This is a genomic window from Sporosarcina sp. QA0331 (genome assembly GCF_055808055.1).
This window is the reverse complement of record NZ_CM147850.1, coordinates 2,314,346-2,331,206: the sequence shown is the minus strand read 5'-3', so window position 1 is coordinate 2,331,206 and position 16,861 is coordinate 2,314,346. Positions and strand designations below refer to the sequence as shown.

Sequence of the window (16,861 nt, the reverse complement as noted above, 5' to 3'; positions counted from 1 at the left end):
TTAGGTGACAAGAAAATATCTTGACATCCCTTTTTATCCATTATATAATCAACAGTGTTGTCTTGAGGTGATATAGACGTGAAATGGTCCATTCATCAATTACAGAAATACAGACAAGGAGCAATGCCGCTTGACGAAGCGGTCAACCTTGACTCCGTCAAAAAACGGAATCCGGAAATCCGGGATATTAAGCCTGTTCATGTAACGGGCAGCTGTGTAATCGGTTCGAAAAAACTAACGTGCCATTTCAAACTCGAAGGTGTAATGACATTGCCTTGTTCACGAACTTGGGAAGATGTCGAATATCCATTTTCGGTGGAAACGGACGAACAGTTCAGTTGGGATGAGGCCACACTTGCTGCGGATGATATGATCCACCCGGTTGTCGGCGAAATCATTGATCCGACCCCTATCTTTGAGGAATTAATTCTTCTAGAAGTTCCTATGCAGGTTTTCAGCGAAAAAGCTGAAGAGATGACAGGAGCAGAGGGGAAAGGATGGTCTTACACGACCGACGATGAATACGAAGAGCGGCTCCGTGAAGAAAAGGAAAAGAAAGTTGATCCTCGATTGGCTGGATTAGCAGACTTTTTCAATTCGGACAAGGAATAGGCGATACGATACTAAGGAGGTGCCTCAAATGGCAGTACCAAAAAGAAGAACTTCAAAAACAGCTAAAAGACTTCGTCGTACGCATTTCAAACTACAAGTTCCAGGCATGACAACTTGTGAAAATTGCGGCGAAATGAAACTTGCGCACCGCGTTTGCAAATCTTGCGGTCATTACAAAGGAAAAGACGTAGTAGGCGAATAAGTTCACCTGCTTAAAAACCACCGTGAGGCCATGGCTCCGGTGGTTTTTTATATACAAAGGCGGAGGGTGGCGGTTAACTGCGACAGGCATAAGGTAGAGCTGCGAAACGCCGCTCTTTGCCGTACAGAAGAGCTGACTTATGACTCGAGCAGTTGCCACCCGGAGCTAGACGATACAAAGCATAACTACCTAAGGAGGGGATTTCATGTCATATAAAATTGAAATCAATAATGGAATCGCAACTTTCATGATTGATCGGCCGGAAATGAGGAATGCGATCAATCACGAAGTCATGGTTGGTCTTGAGATGTTTCTATCAAAAGTCGAATCGGATGCTAGCATAGCGTATGCAGTCGTAACAGGTGAAGGTGACCGTGCATTTTGTTCAGGCGGTGACCTATCTGAATTCCATGGATTCCGTACCGCAGACGACGCTTACCCGATGTTGAGCAAGATGGCAGGGCTATTGTACAGATTGGCGACATTGCCTGTACCTGTCATAGCACTCGTGAATGGAGCTGCCGTCGGTGGCGGATGCGAAATTGCCACAGCATGCGATTATAGGCTTGTCTCTTCGAAAGCGAAAGCGGGATTCATCCAAGGCACATTAGCGATCACGAGCGGATGGGGCGGGGCTTCTCAACTATTCGTCAAAATGAACAATCACGATACAGTATTAAAATTATTATCAGAAGCAAAAGTACATACAGCAGAACAATTGCAAACAATCGGTTGGGCGACAGGAATTTACGAAGGAAACGCACAAGATGCTTTAGATGAATTCATTTCCGATATGAAGAAAATACATCCATCCGTTCATAAAGCGTATAAAAAGATAGCAATAGCGGATTGGGAGCAAAAAGGGCTTAAAGGGAGAATGCTCGAAGAATCAGCACAGTGCGCAAAACTATGGGAAAGCGACGCCCACCACGAAGCTGTTGCAAATTTCTTAACTAGAAAATAAACGAAATCCGGAATGTAAGAATATATGCAAGATCAGATTTTCTAAGGAATTCAGACAAATAGTTGAAAACGGTTTCATTCATCGTATAAACTAGTAATGGGGAGAAGTTCAAACAATGCAGCTTGGGGGGTTACTATATGAAGAAAATACTTATTGCGAATCGCGGGGAAATCGCATTAAGGATCATGAAGACATGCAAACGGCTCGGCATAAAGACAGTCGCTGTCCATTCTGAAGCCGATGCGCATATGCCGTTCGTTAAGTATGCGGATGAGGCCTATAGTATCGGACCTGGTCCTGTAGTGCAATCCTATTTGAAAGCGGACGACATTATCGACGTAGCTTTGAATGTCGGGGCGGACGCTATTCATCCTGGCTACGGACTTTTATCCGAAAATGCCTCCTTTGCGCGTAAAGTGAGGGACGCAGGGTTGACATTTATTGGACCGGATGCGGAAACGATCGAATTGATGGGCGATAAAATTGCCTCGAGAATAAAAATGAAAAATGCCAGTGTGCCGGTTGTGCCTGGTACAGATGAAGGAGTCTCCTCAATTGAGGAAGCGATTCAGGCTGCAGGAACGATTGGATATCCGATCATGTTAAAAGCGAGTGCGGGTGGCGGCGGCATTGGAATGGTACGATGTGAAAGTGAGCAAGCGCTCAGTCAACATTTCCAATCTGTTAAAAGCCGAGCAAAAGCGTATTTTGGTGATGATGTCGTTTTTCTTGAAAAGTTCGTCGAAAACGCACGCCATATTGAAGTGCAAATTTTCGGGGATGATAAAGGGAATATCGTCCATCTATTCGAACGTAATTGTTCCGTACAGAGAAGGAATCAGAAAGTGATCGAAGAATCTCCATCACCTTCCTTGAAGGGAGAAGTGGCTGAGCGGCTATATAAGGCTGCTGTCGCCGCGGGGGAAGCGGTCGGGTACCGAAATGCCGGTACTGTAGAATTTATTTTATCGGAAAATGATGAGTTTTATTTTCTCGAAATGAATACCCGTCTTCAAGTGGAGCATCCCGTTACGGAAGAAGTGACCGGATATGATTTAGTGGAGTGGCAGATTGAAGTGGCCAAAGGTAATGAATTGCCGGTAAAGGACCAGCAACAGATCAAAAGCCATGGGCATGCGATTGAATTCCGTATTTATGCGGAGGATTCAGTTACGTTCATGCCTTCTCCAGGGACAATCCGTAAAATGGCTTGGAACGATCTTGCACATGTGCGCATTGACTCGGGTTATGAAGAGGGCGGAAATGTGACACCATTCTATGATCCGATGATAGCGAAAGTGATCGTCCATGCGGAAGGACGTCAAGAAGCAATTAGCGAAGCAGTCGATTTTTTTAACTCTTTCACGATTGAAGGAGTTAAATCAAATATTCCACTCTTTAAAAGTTTCATAGAGTCAGGAGAATTTAAGGAAGGCAATTATAATACGAATGTACTGACAGAATGGTTGAAAACCGAAAAGGAGGAAGTAGAAAAATGACACAGATAAAAGCGGCAATGGCAGGTACGGTATTTACAGTGAATGTAACTGAAGGAGAAGAAGTGCAAGCAGGTCAAGTGGTCATCGTTCTGGAGTCGATGAAGATGGAGATTCCTGTCGAGACGGAAGTTTCTGGCAAAGTGACATCCATTAATGTCCAAGTTGGAGATTTTGTAAACGAAGAGGATGTCTTGGCGGTAATTGAGGGATAAAAACTGCATTGATAAAGAAGCGGACTGATGGGTGAAGGGATACGGAGGGGGTATAGCAATGACGAATATGACAGAACAGACTAGTTATAATGAAAAGCTGAAAGAGAGAATTGAGAAGGTGCTCTCTGGAGGACATCCAAAATATCACGAAAAATTAAAAGAACAGGGTAAACTGTTTGTACGTGATCGTCTCAAGCTGCTATTCGACGATGGCAAGTATATGGAGGATGGTCGATTCGCAAATTGTGAAGCTAATGATTTACCGGCGGACGGCGTTGTTACTGCAATGGGCAAAGTAAATGGGCAGACTGTTTGCGTTATGGCAAATGACTCGACAGTGAAAGCTGGTTCTTGGGGATCGAGAACTGTTGAGAAAATTATTCGCATCCAAGAAATTGCCGAGAAGAACAGGGTGCCGATGTTGTACCTTGTCGATTCTGCAGGTGCGCGTATTACAGATCAGCTTGAAATGTTTCCGAACCGTCGGGGTGCGGGAAGGATATTCCATAATCAAGTGAGATTGTCGGGATTCATCCCGCAAATCTGTCTATTATTCGGACCTTCAGCTGCCGGAGGGGCTTATATTCCTGCGTTTTGCGATATCGTCATCATGGTGGAAGGCAATGCGTCCATGTATTTGGGGTCTCCTCGGATGGCGGAAAAAGTGATCGGCGAAAAAGTGTCGCTGGAAGAGATGGGCGGCGCTAGAATGCATTGCACTGTGAGTGGATGCGGCGATGTGCTCGTTGAAAGCGAAGAACAAGCAATCAGTGAAGCGCGACGCTATCTCAATTATTTTCCGGCTAACTACACTGAGAAACCTTTCATGAAAGAGGCAATTGCAGCTAAGGCGGGCAGGTCTTTGGAAGAGATTATTCCTGAAAACCAAAATGCACCGTTCGATATGTATGAAGCGATTGATGCTTTGATTGATGAAGACAGTTTCTTTGATATAAAAAAATTATTCGCTCCGGAACTTATTACAGGACTCGCTCGGATTGAAGGGCAGCCAGTGGGAATTATCGCAAATCAGCCAAAAGTGAAGGGAGGCGTCCTTTTCGTCGATTCGGCGGATAAGGCGGCCAAATTCATTAACTTATGCGATGCATTTTCAATCCCGCTACTGTTTTTGGCGGATGTCCCGGGCTTCATGATCGGCACAAAAGTGGAGCGTGATGGTATTATCCGGCATGGTGCAAAATTGATTATGGCGATGAGCTCGGCAACTGTTCCCAAAATTTCTGTCGTCGTCCGGAAGGCTTATGGTGCTGGACTTTATGCAATGGCAGGACCTGCTTTCGAGCCCGATGTATGTATCGCATTGCCGACTGCACAAATTGCGGTGATGGGGCCGGAAGCAGCGGTCAATGCAGTCTATTCAAATAAAATCGAAGCGATCGAGGATCCGAAAGAGAAGATTGCTTTCGTCCAAGCGAAGCACAAAGAATATAAAGAGGAAATCGACATTTATAAAATGGCTTCTGAGCTGATCATCGACGAAATTGTCGCACCTTCGAACTTGAGAAGCGTACTTGCCGACCGTTTCCGCTTTTATTCAACAAAAGAACTTCCATTACCACCTAAAAAACATCCTGTCTATCCTGTATAATCGAATATAGAGAAAAATAAAGGGCGCCTTTCCGGAGGTCGCCCTTTTAAAAAAGGGGGATATGGATGGAGGTTGTTATCGCAGGTGCCGGTTCTATTGGATTGCTCATAGGCTCTTATTTAATAGAGTCGGGGGCAAAGGTCGTGTTTTATGTAAGACGCGAAGAACAGGCGGCTATTATTAAAGAGCAAGGAATTAGGCGGATCAATAGCAACGGTTCAGAAGCGGTGTTGAACGCAGACGCAGAAACAGATATTGAAAAATTACCAGGAAATGCCCCGTGGATCGTCGCGACGAAGTATGGTGGAGTCGCATCGATTGTCGATGCCATTCTTAAAAGAAATATAAAGAGTCCAGTCATGTTCGTTCAAAATGGATATGGACATTTCCATTTTGTAAGCGAAACTTCAATGCCCAACGTTTTTTTTGCGACAGTTGAACATGGTGCAGGACGTTTGGATGATCGCACCGTCTCACATAACGGTGTAGGTGCTATAAAGATTGCTCCTTACAGAGGCGATGGGACAAGTTTTGATTTCATGAAGTATGCTAATTCATCTTTGTTTCCAATAGAATTTACGAATGACGCGCATCAAATAGTTTTGCGAAAAGTATTGATAAATTGCATGATCAATCCCTTAACAGCTATTTTGCAAGTAAGGAACGGCGAATTAGTAGAGAATAGGTACGCTAAAACACTCTTTGATCAGTTATATGAGGAAATCAATGCCGCTTTTCCTGATATGCAATGGGATTTATCGAAAGCTGCTGTTGAAGAGGTTTGTTCTAGAACCGCAACAAATAGATCGTCCATGTTGATAGATCGAATGAACGGGAATCCGATGGAGATCGAGTCGGTTGTTTCGTCTGTCATTCAAATGGGTGAGAGGCGTGGGGCGCGATTGGAGTTATTGCAAACTCTCGAAAAAATGCTGCTTGCGATAGATAGGAGATGATCGGCATGATAAATGGCTTCCTGTCTATACTTACAGGCATCATAGTTTTATTTCCATTTCTCATAACGATACTATTCCTAGTCGGGATGAGGAAAATGGGCAAAGCGCCTGCCGCAGTTATCGGGAAGGCGGCAGACTTTACAACCCCTTTTTTATTTTTATCGGTTTATATCACTTCTATTACAATTTTTGGTAAAGATACTGGTTTTTATATAACAGCTATCGCCATTTTGATCGCGATTCTCATTACGGTTGTTGAAAGGCTGAAGGAAAAAGAGTTCCAAATAACTCGTGTCATGCAGAAAACATGGAGATTGTACTTTCTCATTTTGTCCTGTGTCTATATCGTACTTCTCATTATCGGCCTTAGCTTTAAAATATCGGAATATGTAAAATGACGTAAATTCAATACATTTGGTAAGCGTATATTTTTCATTCCGATGATTGAGAATGATATACTCTGTTCATATAAGTAAAAAAGGGGCATCAATGATGGAAATCAAGTCAATGACATTGAATAATGGAAATAATGTAATGCAAGCTTACAATCATGACGAACAATTCATACATAATTTTTTTGATTATAGAAATGAAAGCAGTTCCTATCCTGAAAGGTTGAAGGAATTATCCGAACGGCCGTTTCTTAGGAAAGAACTTTCTTCGGTAATCCGTTCCTTCATGGAGCCAATTGGTATTTCAAAAAAAGCATCGATGCATCTTGAAGAACTTACTGGAGATGGAGTTGTCGTTATCGGCGGACAGCAAGCCGGTATCATGACTGGACCGCTCTATTCCGTTCACAAAGCGATTACAGTCATTCTACTTGCTAAGGAAAAAAGGAAAGAGCTCGGAGTTCCTGTCATCCCTGTGTTTTGGGTCGCAGGGGAAGATCATGACTTGAATGAAATCAATCATGTCTATACAGAATCCTCCCAAGGAACGACAAAGCATAAGTACCCTGAGAAATTTATCCTGAAATTAATGGCGTCTGATGCACCATATAGTCGCGAAGAAATGACTGCATTTGTAGAAGGCGTATTTCGCCAATTCGGTGAAACGGCACATACCCGGGAATTGCTGGAGGAAGTGTTGGCGGCAGTCGAAGCAGAAGAAACATTCACTGGTTTTTTCGTTCGATTAATGAATGGACTTTTCCAAGAGCAAGGGCTCCTCTTCATCGATTCGGCGTACAAGCCGTTGCGTGAAATCGAAAAAAGCCATTTTGAAAAAATTATTTCGGAATCCGATGAAATTGCCCGATTGGTCGTCGAAAAGGAAGAGCAATTTTCCGGCTTAGGATTCGGAAAGCCTATCGAAGCCGAAAAGGAAGCGGCGCATCTGTTTTATGTACATGAAACTGGACGAGTCCTTCTATCCAGGAAGGATGGGCATTTTGTGAATGATAGCACAGGCATCCGCTTCACTCGAGAAGAGATGCTGAATATCGCTGTTGAAAAGCCTTGGCTGTTAAGCAATAATGTCGCCACACGCCCTCTCATGCAGGACCTTGTGTTTCCGGTGCTTGCATTCGTCGGAGGACCTGGCGAAATTGCATACTGGGCTTTATTGAAAGACGCTTTTCATCTTTTCGGAATACGGATGCCAATCATCGTTCCCCGGGTATCGATGACGTTGGTTTCCAAACGGGCAAAGCAGGCTATGGAGTCTGTTTCATTGACGCTGGAAGATGTACTTTCCGGAAAAGTTCCAGAAGTCCGGGAGAAATTCATTGTTTCGTTGCAAAATGAACAATTTGAAAAGCTGCTTGAGGAGACGGAAATGCTGTTGAAAGGGAAATATGAAGAGCTCAGAGAAAGTTCAAGCACGGCAATGTGTCAGTTGCTTGAGAAAAATTTGAAGTTCCATGAAAAGCAGTTGGATTATTTAAGGAAGAAGGCCGAGGAGGAGTTGTTGATTCAACACGAAACGGCCCTTCGCAAATATAGCATCCTTGAAAACGAGCTATTGCCGGAAGGCTCGCTGCAAGAACGTATTTTCACTCCTTACTTTTTCATGAATCACTATGGGCCAGAATTAGTTCAAGACTTGCTTCGCCAGCCGATTACAATGGATGGAACCCATCAAATCATTTATTTGTAAATAATGAAAAACGCCGATGCAGACATTTGTTGTCTGCATTTGGCGTTTTTTGTTTGTTTAAGACAGGGAATGCTATACGTTTTTTGAGTAATTATGAGATGTTTAGCGGGTTTATGCATTTATGTAATCTTAGCGTGAATTTTATCGATATCTCAATGAAACAAGTACTATATACACATTTTACTATGAAAATAGATTTTGAGTGGAGGAATGTGGAGGGATGTGGTACATTAAAAACATATAGTGGGGTGAAGAGTATGTTCATGGGCGAATATCAGCACACTGTAGATGCAAAAGGCCGTTTGATAGTCCCTTCGAAATTCAGGGAATATCTGATGGATGGTTTTGTGCTGACTCGTGGATTGGATAACTGCCTCTTCGGTTACCCTATGGAGGAATGGAAACGGCTAGAGGAAAAATTGAAGGCGCTGCCAGTTACGAAGAAGGATGCCCGCGCATTTGCCCGATTCTTTTTCTCAGGTGCCACTGAAGTTGAAATTGACAAGCAGGGCCGTGTCAATATTCCATCCTCATTACTGGATTACGCAAAAGTTGAAAAAGATTGTGTCGTTATCGGTGTTTCAAGCCGCATAGAAATTTGGTCAAAATCGTCTTGGGATTCTTATTACGACGAGTCGGAGCAATCATTCAATGAAATCGCGGAGAATATTATTGATTTTGACTTCTAACATGAAAACTTAAAAAATGGAAAGTAGGCGGTTTCAATGTTCGATCACACAACAGTATTACTTCACGAAGCCGTCGATGGGCTCAACATTAAACCGGATGGCATTTACGTCGATTGCACGCTTGGCGGTGCAGGGCATAGCTTGGAAATTGTGAAGAAGCTTTCTGCAGGTGGCAGACTGATCTGCTTCGATCAAGATACGACAGCTATAGACGCTGCGGAAGTGAAGTTGAAGGATTATTTGGAGCAAGTTACATTTATCCATTCGAATTTCAGGAATTTGAAATACGAATTGGAGAAGATTGATGTGCATTCCGTGGATGGCATTCTATATGATTTAGGCGTTTCCTCGCCCCAGCTTGACACTCCAGAACGTGGATTCAGTTACAATCATGATGCTTTGCTTGATATGCGCATGAACACTGAGGCAGATTTGACTGCATACGAAGTAGTAAATGAATGGTCTTATGAAGACTTGGTTCGCATCTTTTTCAGATATGGGGAAGAGAAGTTCTCCAAAAGCATTGCCCGAAAAATCGAAGAGGCACGGAAAAGTGCGCCAATCAAGACAACAGGCGAACTCGTCGAATTGATCAAAGAAGGAATCCCTGCAGCAGCACGCAGAACTGGTGGACATCCAGCGAAGAGGGTTTTCCAAGCAATCAGAATAGCTGTGAACGACGAGCTTGGAGCAGCGGAAGATTCATTGACAGATGCATTGACGGTTATGAATCCGGGTGGACGCATTAGTGTTATCACTTTCCATTCACTTGAAGACAGACTGTGTAAGACGATTTTCAAAGAAGCGTCATCCATGCCGGAACTGCCGCCTAATTTGCCGATTGTTCCAGAAGGTATGGAGCCCGATTTTAAATTAGTCACAAGGAAGCCGATCCTTCCAAGCGAGGAAGAAATCGAAGTGAATAAAAGATCCAGATCTGCAAAATTGCGGGTCATAGAGAAAAAATAAAGGGGGAACTTGTTAAATGGCATTGGAACAGAGAAGCTTTCAAATGAATACAATACACGAAGTACATGCACCTCAACAACCTAAGACACATGAGACCCAACAGCCTGCGAGGCGTTCACGAAAACTATTCTCGACAGGGGAAAAATTCCTGTTCGTGCTGTTCGCGGCAGTTCTCGTTATTCTTTCTACAATGGTTTTGCATACACAAGCTCAAATTAATGATACAAACAAGGAAGTACAAGAAATCAACAAAGAAATTGTAGAAACTACAAAACAAAATACAGAGTTGTCCATACAAGTGAGCGAAAAATCTACATATGAAGTAATTTGGAATAAAGCGAAGGAGCTCGGCTTGAATCTTAACGAGAAAAACGTAAAGGTCGTGCCTGGACGATGAAAAAGAAGTTTCGATTTCAATGGGGAGCCTTTCTGATGTTCGTAGTTTTCGGAGGGCTCTTTTTTCTTTTGTTTGGGCGATTGTTGAGCATTCAAATTACGGGACAGGCTGAAGGAAGGCAAATGGCTGCTATGGCTGAAGCGAAATATGCTAGGGAGTCCATCCTTAAAGCCGAGAGAGGCAAAATAATTGATCGCAATGGTGAGTTGATCGCTTCAGATACATTGAGTTATCGATTGATCGCAATTTTGAATGAAAAAGCGACTGAAAAAGGTGCAAAAGAGCCAAGGCACGTAACTGATTTTGATAAGGCAGCGGATTTGTTGAGCAAGTTCATCCCGATGGAGAAAGAAAAGATGATTCAAATCAGAGACTCTGCGGTGAAAAACAATTCAGATGTATACCAAATCGAGTTCGGAAAAGCGGGGCGTGATATTAGTCATGAAACAATGCTAGCCATTAAAGAAGCTGCGGAAAAAGAAGGTGTTACGGGTCTGCAATTTATCGAAGATAAAAAACGTTTTTATCCGAATGGAGATTTCGCATCTTATTTGATTGGGTTTGCAATGCGAGAGGAAGATGAAAATGGAAAAGTTTCCACAGTCGGTAAAATGGGGCTCGAAAAGACATATAACAAAGCATTAACCGGAACAGATGGTAAAGTGGATTATAAAACCGATATATGGGGATATCTCTTACCAAAATCGGAAGAGGAAATTGTTGCAGCAAAAGATGGAATGACGATTCAATTGACGATTGATAAGACGATCCAGAACTTTGTGGAAGATGCAATGAATCAAGTCAATGAGAAATATTCTCCGAAAAAAATGTTAGTCATCGTAACCAATCCAAAAACTGGAGAAATATATGCGATGAGTCAAAGGCCGTCGTTCCATCCTGCAACTCGTGAAGGATTGACAGAAAACTGGTTGAATGAAGCAGTTCAAAACACGATCGAGCCGGGTTCTACGATGAAGATGTTTACATTAGCCGCGGCAATCGAGGAAAAGAAATGGTTTCCTTTTGATGAATATCAGTCCGGGCAATATACGATTTATGATAAAACCATTCGTGACGTTAAAAGAGGGGGCTGGGGAAGAATCACTTTCTTAGAAGGATTCCAAAGATCATCTAACGTATCGATGGCCTATTTGTTGGAAAGGATGGGCGACCGAACTTTCATCGAATATTTACGGGGATTCGGCTTTGGGGAAAAGGTCGGAATCGATTTGCCGAATGAAGTTCCGGGGATTATTTTGGATGTCAACCCGAGTGAGAGATTAACAACTTCATATGGACAAGGATCTACTGTAACACCTATCCAAATGATTCAAGCGGCGAATGCAATTGCGAATGACGGCAAGATGATGAAGCCGTATGTCATTGATAAGATTGTTGATCCGAACACTGGTGAAGTCGTAGAGAATCATAAGGCTGAAGAGAAGGAATCCCCTATATCAGCGGAAACTGCAAAGCAGGTCCGGGAGGTGTTAGCTTCTACAGTTACTTCTGAGGCTGGTACAGGGCGGAAATTTGCGCTTTCTGGATATTCCGTCGGTGGAAAGACGGGGACTGCTGAAATTTCGGAAGGCGGAGGCTATCTATCCGGTGACGGCAATTATCTCTATTCGTTCCTCGGAATGGCTCCGATTGACGATCCACAATTATTAACGTATGTAATCGTCCAACAGCCAAAACTTGAACTAGGTCAATATGGATCGGATCCGGTCGCTGAACTGTTTACATCCATAATGGAAAGCAGCTTGAAATACATGAATATACTTCCTGAGAATAGTCAAATATCATCGACAAAGTCACTTTCAGACCATATCGGAGAAGATGCAGCATCATCGATGGCTGCTCTTGAACAACAAGGATTTTCACCAGTATTGATCGGTGAAGGCGGCAAGGTGAAAAGTCAATATCCTGAAAAAGGTACAAAATTGAGCGAAGGCTCTATAGTCCTGCTAGAAACTGAAGGGAATACGGCTCTTCCAAATTTTTCCGGGTGGTCGAAAAAAATGGCTCTATCATTTAAAATGTTATCTGGGCTAGATATCCGGTTGAATGGCGATGGATTTGTGACCGAGCAAAGTCTTTCAGCGGGAGCTGTCATTAGTAAAAATGATCCTGTTGTTCTCCAATTGAAATCACCGGAAGATCAGCATACTCCTATAGAACAGGATGATGCGGGTGAAGATGAAGAAGTGGAAGAGATAATTGGTGGATGATGTATAGCTGTCCCCGCCCTTTCATAGGTTGATAGAAAAACGAAAGGTGTGGGGCTCTGCGTAAATATGCTGATTTGCAATCAAAGAAGCGATTGCGGGCGGTTTTCATCATTTTTCTCATTTCCATTTCCATGGTTATAGCAAAGCTCTTCCACGTTCAAATCATTAAACATGAATGGTTGAAAGCGCGTGCGGAAGAGAACTGGGATCGGGAAATCCCTTTTGGCGCAATCAGGGGGGAAATCCAAGATCGAAACGGTCAGCTGATCGTTGGAAACCAACTTGCTCCGACGCTATATTTTATGCCTTCTCAAAACAAGGAACCAGAAAAGGCAGCAGCACTGCTAGCGGATATATTGCAAGTCGACAAGGAAGTATTGCTGGAAAAAATGACAAAGAAAACTTATATGAACAAGTTGGCGCCTGAAGGCAAAAACATCACCCAGGAACAGGCGACGGAAATTTCTAAGTTACAAATCGATGGTTTGTATACAGGAGTGGATTTCGTCAGGAATTACCCGTATGGTGAAATGCTTTCGAGGCTGATCGGGTTTACGGGGTTCGATGGAACAGGCCTTGCGGGCATTGAATATGCGTACGATGAGATTTTGCAAGGCACAGGAGATAAAATTCGCCTTTATACAGATGCGAAAGCAATACCGTTGCCGCATGTCGATGATGGTTTCCAAACAGGTAAGAATGGAGCTACTCTAGGACTGACAATTGATATTGATATGCAGAAAGTTATGGAACGGGAACTTATTCAGGCGATGGAAAAATATGATGCGACACAGGCAATCGGAATCATTATGAATCCGAAAACAGGTGAAATTCTTTCGTTGGTTTCAATGCCGACTTTCCATCCTGCGGAATATCAAGATACAGATCAGGCGATCTATAACCGGAACTTGCCGGTATGGATGACGTTTGAGCCGGGATCGACTTTCAAGATCGTTACACTAGCTGCCGGCCTTGAGGAGAAGGTGATCGATCTTCATAATGATTATTTTAATGACCCTGGATACACGATGGTCGCCAACGCCAGACTGCGTTGCTGGAAGCGGGAAGGTCATGGTCACCAGTCATTTTTGGAAGTTGTAGAAAACTCCTGCAACCCAGGATTCATCGAAATCGGCCAGCGTTTAGGCGGTGAAAAGCTTGATCAATATATACGGGATTTTGGCTTTGGCGAAACGACAGGCTCTGGTATAGCCGGTGAAGCGAAAGGGATTCTCTTCTCAAAAGATTCATTCGGCCCAGTTGAACAAGCAACGACCGCCTTTGGCCAAGGGATTTCTGTAACGCCGATTCAACAAGTGCAGGCTGTCGCAGCTGCTATAAATGGCGGATATTTATACCGCCCGTATATTGTAAAGGAAATTAAGAATGATAAGGGAGAGACGTTGCAAACGTTTGAACCTGAAATGAAACGCCGCGTCATTAGCGAGGAAACTTCCGCCCAAGTAAGAGAGGCGTTGGAATCTGTTGTCGCGAATGGCTCCGGCCGAGGGGCTTTCAACGATGGCCTCCGCGTCGGCGGTAAAACGGGGACTGCACAGAAAGTCGTGAACGGTACTTATAGCGACGGCGATTATATCGTTTCATTCATGGGGTTTGCTCCAGCAGACGATCCCGAATTACTTGTCTATGTCGCGGTTGATAGCCCGAAAAACTCGATTCAATTCGGCGGGGTCATCGCGGCGCCGATTGTTGGCAGGATTATCGAAGAAATCGCGCCGATTGCCGGCATTGAAAAGAGAGAAGGGCAAATTGAGAAAGAATATAGATGGGGAGACCCTCTTACACATCGAGTTCCTGATTTGACGGGCATGACGAAAGGAATGGTTTCCCGTCAATTACACACGTATCGTATAGAGTGGCATGGTGAAGGCGACGTCATCAAATACCAAATGCCAGTCCCTGACTCATTAATGTCGGTGGACGATATCATCCACGTTTATACGGAAGAGTAGAAAAGCGGAAGGCGCTAGAAATTAAGGAATCTAGCGCCAGAAGCTGGACAAAACAAAATAAGGTAAACAACTACAGTTTCAAAACAGGTAAGGAGAACATACTATGACACTCGTCAATACAATTACGGTTATTGCCGTAGCATTTGTTATAACAGCAATTATCGGGACCGCTATCATTCCGTTGCTCAGAAGGCTAAAATTCGGTCAGAGCATCCGGGAGGAAGGTCCTGAAGCCCATAAAAAGAAAGCGGGCACGCCTACAATGGGCGGCCTTATTTTCCTGGGCTCCATTATCATTACGATGATTGTCCTTTCATACATATATGAAGACGTACTGACTACACAATCCATTGTATTGATGATTGTGCTTGCCGGCTTCGGTGTGATCGGATTTTTTGACGATTTCATCATAGTCGTCATGAAACGGAATTTAGGATTGACTTCCATCCAAAAACTCATTGGTCAAATCATTATTGCGGTTATCGCGTTTTTCTTATTGAAGATGGGTCCATTTGAAACGACGGTTGCAATTCCTTTCACGAATTTCACAGTAGATCTCGGCATTTTCTATGTCGCTTTCCTCATTTTTTGGCTCGTCGGTTTCTCGAATGCAGTCAACTTGTCGGATGGTCTCGATGGGCTTGTTGCAGGTACATCGACAATTGCTTTTGCCGCATTCGGTGTGCTTGGACTTGTATATGAGCAATACGACATCGCCACTTTCGCATTTGTAGTAGCTGGGGCGATGCTTGGCTTTTTATTATTTAATATGAAGCCTGCTAAAGTATTTATGGGAGATACGGGTTCTTTAGCGCTAGGCGGTACGATTGCAATGCTTTCGATCCTTGTGAAACAGGAACTTCTCCTCGTTGTTATAGGGATTGTATATGTAATCGAAACATTATCGGTCATGATTCAAGTGACAAGCTTTAAGTTAACCGGAAAACGGGTATTTAGAATGAGCCCGATTCATCATCACTTTGAATTGTCCGGCTGGTCAGAGTGGAAAATCGTTATCGTTTTTTGGGGAGTGGCGCTGTTGGCTGCCATGATTCCCATACTGTGGGAGGTGATGTAAATGGGAAAGCGAAATGAGTTGGAGGGCAAGAAATTTCTTGTGCTCGGTCTTGCCAAAAGCGGCTATGCGGCGGCAGACCTTCTCCATTCGCTTGGAGCTGATGTAGTCGTCAATGATTCGTCACCAGAAACCGGCAGCAAAGAAGTAACAGCTTTGCGGGAAAAAGGGATCGTAGTCATTTGCGGCGGCCATCCGGAAAATATTTTGGATGGAGGCTTCGATACGATTGTTAAAAACCCTGGCATCCCATACCATAACCCGGTTCTCAAACAAGCGGTGCAAAAAGGGATTCCGATCTGGACTGAAATCGAGCTATCTTATTTAATTAGTGAGGCCCCGATCATCGCCATCACCGGCTCTAACGGTAAGACGACAACGACTACACTTCTTTATCACATATTGAATATTGGTGGTAAAAAGCCGTTAATCGCAGGAAATATAGGAACTGTTGCATGCACAGTCGCACAAAATGCAAAACCTGATGAAGTGATTGTCATGGAAGTATCCTCTTTCCAATTGGCAGGGACGGAAAGTTTCCGTCCAAAGATCGCCGTATGGACAAATTTATATGACGCGCATCTTGATTACCACGGAACGTCTGAAGAATATGCATTGGCCAAATCAAAAGTGACAGATAATCAGACAGAAGAAGATTACTTTATTTATAATGCTGATCAACATGAAATGCTGCCATATATCGAACGATCAGCTGCCAAGAAAATCCCTTTTTCATTGCAAGGGAAAAAAGTGGAAGGGATTTCCGCAGACGATGAGATGATCTACTGGCAAGGGGAACCGTTTGTGAAAAGATCGATCATCAAATTGCTCGGTCAGCATAATTTGGAAAATATTTTGGCTGCTACAGCTTCGGCAATTCTTATGGATTGCGACAAAGAAACGATAGAAAATGTTTTAAGTTCATTCACAGGAGTTCGTCATCGCATGCAGTTTGTCAAAGAATTGAAAGGTAGGACGTTCTACAATGATTCGAAGGCGACAAACACTTTGGCGACTAAAAGCGCTCTTTCTTCTTTCCAATCACCTGTCGTACTAATAGCAGGCGGATTGGATAGAGGACACTCATTCGAGGAATTACGTCCTTATATGGGACGGGTGAAGGCTGTCCTCGCACTCGGAGAAACTGCTGAAAGGCTTGTCGATTTCGCTTCTTCATGTGGTGTCCCGCTTGCGGTGAAAGTGGGGACGATGGAGGAAGCGGTACAGGAAGCCTATTCGGTCTCCATTGAAGGGGATCAAATCTTACTGTCACCGGCTTGTGCAAGTTGGGATCAATATCCGAATTTTGAAGAACGTGGCGATGCATTTATTGAAGCGGTAATGAAACTTTAAGTCTTTCATTCACTCCTTTA

16 protein-coding genes are annotated in these 16,861 nt (G+C 43.6%); all 16 read left to right on the top strand.

The window, feature by feature from the left end; all coding sequences use genetic code 11:
• Positions 1–78 precede the first annotated feature (78 nt).
• The 16 genes from AC0L13_RS11675 (at position 79) to murD (ending at position 16,841) form a co-directional block, all read left to right on the top strand.
• Positions 79–612 carry a YceD family protein gene (locus AC0L13_RS11675; RefSeq protein ID WP_473639744.1) on the top strand — a complete coding sequence of 178 codons (534 nt, stop codon included), beginning with the start codon at positions 79–81 and terminating at the stop codon, positions 610–612.
• Between the two features lie 28 nt (positions 613–640).
• Positions 641–814, top strand: a complete 174-nt coding sequence (rpmF, locus tag AC0L13_RS11670) for a 50S ribosomal protein L32 (protein WP_252503694.1) — start codon at positions 641–643, stop codon at positions 812–814.
• Between the two features lie 205 nt (positions 815–1,019).
• A complete protein-coding gene (locus AC0L13_RS11665; protein WP_473639741.1) occupies positions 1,020–1,778 on the top strand; it encodes an enoyl-CoA hydratase/isomerase family protein in 759 nt (252 codons plus the stop codon).
• A 137-nt stretch (positions 1,779–1,915) separates the two neighbouring features.
• Positions 1,916–3,277 carry an acetyl-CoA carboxylase biotin carboxylase subunit gene (locus AC0L13_RS11660; RefSeq protein ID WP_473639739.1) on the top strand — a complete coding sequence of 454 codons (1,362 nt, stop codon included), beginning with the start codon at positions 1,916–1,918 and terminating at the stop codon, positions 3,275–3,277.
• Positions 3,274–3,489 (top strand): biotin/lipoyl-binding carrier protein, encoded by a 216-nt coding sequence (locus AC0L13_RS11655; RefSeq protein WP_473639737.1) that lies wholly within the window; start codon positions 3,274–3,276, stop codon positions 3,487–3,489. Before AC0L13_RS11660 ends, AC0L13_RS11655 begins: the two co-directional genes overlap by 4 nt.
• Before the next feature lie 67 nt (positions 3,490–3,556).
• On the top strand, positions 3,557–5,098 hold the full coding sequence (locus AC0L13_RS11650) for an acyl-CoA carboxylase subunit beta (protein WP_473646977.1): 1,542 nt from the start codon (positions 3,557–3,559) through the stop codon (positions 5,096–5,098).
• Between the two features lie 65 nt (positions 5,099–5,163).
• Entirely contained in the window at positions 5,164–6,054 is an 891-nt protein-coding gene (locus AC0L13_RS11645; protein ID WP_473639735.1) for a ketopantoate reductase family protein, read from the top strand.
• A 5-nt stretch (positions 6,055–6,059) separates the two neighbouring features.
• The gene (locus AC0L13_RS11640; RefSeq protein WP_473639733.1) at positions 6,060–6,452 is read left to right on the top strand and encodes a DUF3397 domain-containing protein; all 393 of its coding nucleotides are present in this window, start codon (positions 6,060–6,062) and stop codon (positions 6,450–6,452) included.
• A 94-nt stretch (positions 6,453–6,546) separates the two neighbouring features.
• On the top strand, positions 6,547–8,154 hold the full coding sequence (gene bshC, locus AC0L13_RS11635) for a bacillithiol biosynthesis cysteine-adding enzyme BshC (protein ID WP_473639731.1): 1,608 nt from the start codon (positions 6,547–6,549) through the stop codon (positions 8,152–8,154).
• Between the two features lie 257 nt (positions 8,155–8,411).
• Positions 8,412–8,843 (top strand): division/cell wall cluster transcriptional repressor MraZ, encoded by a 432-nt coding sequence (gene mraZ / locus AC0L13_RS11630; RefSeq protein ID WP_060209308.1) that lies wholly within the window; start codon positions 8,412–8,414, stop codon positions 8,841–8,843.
• A gap of 36 nt (positions 8,844–8,879) precedes the next feature.
• On the top strand, positions 8,880–9,812 hold the full coding sequence (gene rsmH, locus AC0L13_RS11625) for a 16S rRNA (cytosine(1402)-N(4))-methyltransferase RsmH (protein ID WP_473639728.1): 933 nt from the start codon (positions 8,880–8,882) through the stop codon (positions 9,810–9,812).
• Between the two features lie 16 nt (positions 9,813–9,828).
• Entirely contained in the window at positions 9,829–10,209 is a 381-nt protein-coding gene (gene ftsL / locus AC0L13_RS11620) for a cell division protein FtsL (RefSeq protein WP_473639726.1), read from the top strand.
• 35 nt (positions 10,210–10,244) lie between these two features.
• A complete protein-coding gene (locus AC0L13_RS11615) occupies positions 10,245–12,440 on the top strand; it encodes a penicillin-binding protein (RefSeq protein ID WP_473639724.1) in 2,196 nt (731 codons plus the stop codon).
• 131 nt (positions 12,441–12,571) lie between these two features.
• Positions 12,572–14,413: a penicillin-binding transpeptidase domain-containing protein gene (locus tag AC0L13_RS11610; RefSeq protein WP_473646975.1), complete on the top strand. Its 1,842-nt coding sequence runs from the start codon at positions 12,572–12,574 to the stop codon at positions 14,411–14,413.
• Positions 14,414–14,516: 103 nt separating this feature from the next.
• Positions 14,517–15,491: a phospho-N-acetylmuramoyl-pentapeptide-transferase gene (gene mraY, locus AC0L13_RS11605; RefSeq protein ID WP_473639722.1), complete on the top strand. Its 975-nt coding sequence runs from the start codon at positions 14,517–14,519 to the stop codon at positions 15,489–15,491.
• Complete coding sequence (murD, locus tag AC0L13_RS11600; protein WP_473639720.1) at positions 15,492–16,841, top strand: UDP-N-acetylmuramoyl-L-alanine--D-glutamate ligase; 1,350 nt, start codon at positions 15,492–15,494, stop codon at positions 16,839–16,841.
• Positions 16,842–16,861: the final 20 nt, after the last annotated feature.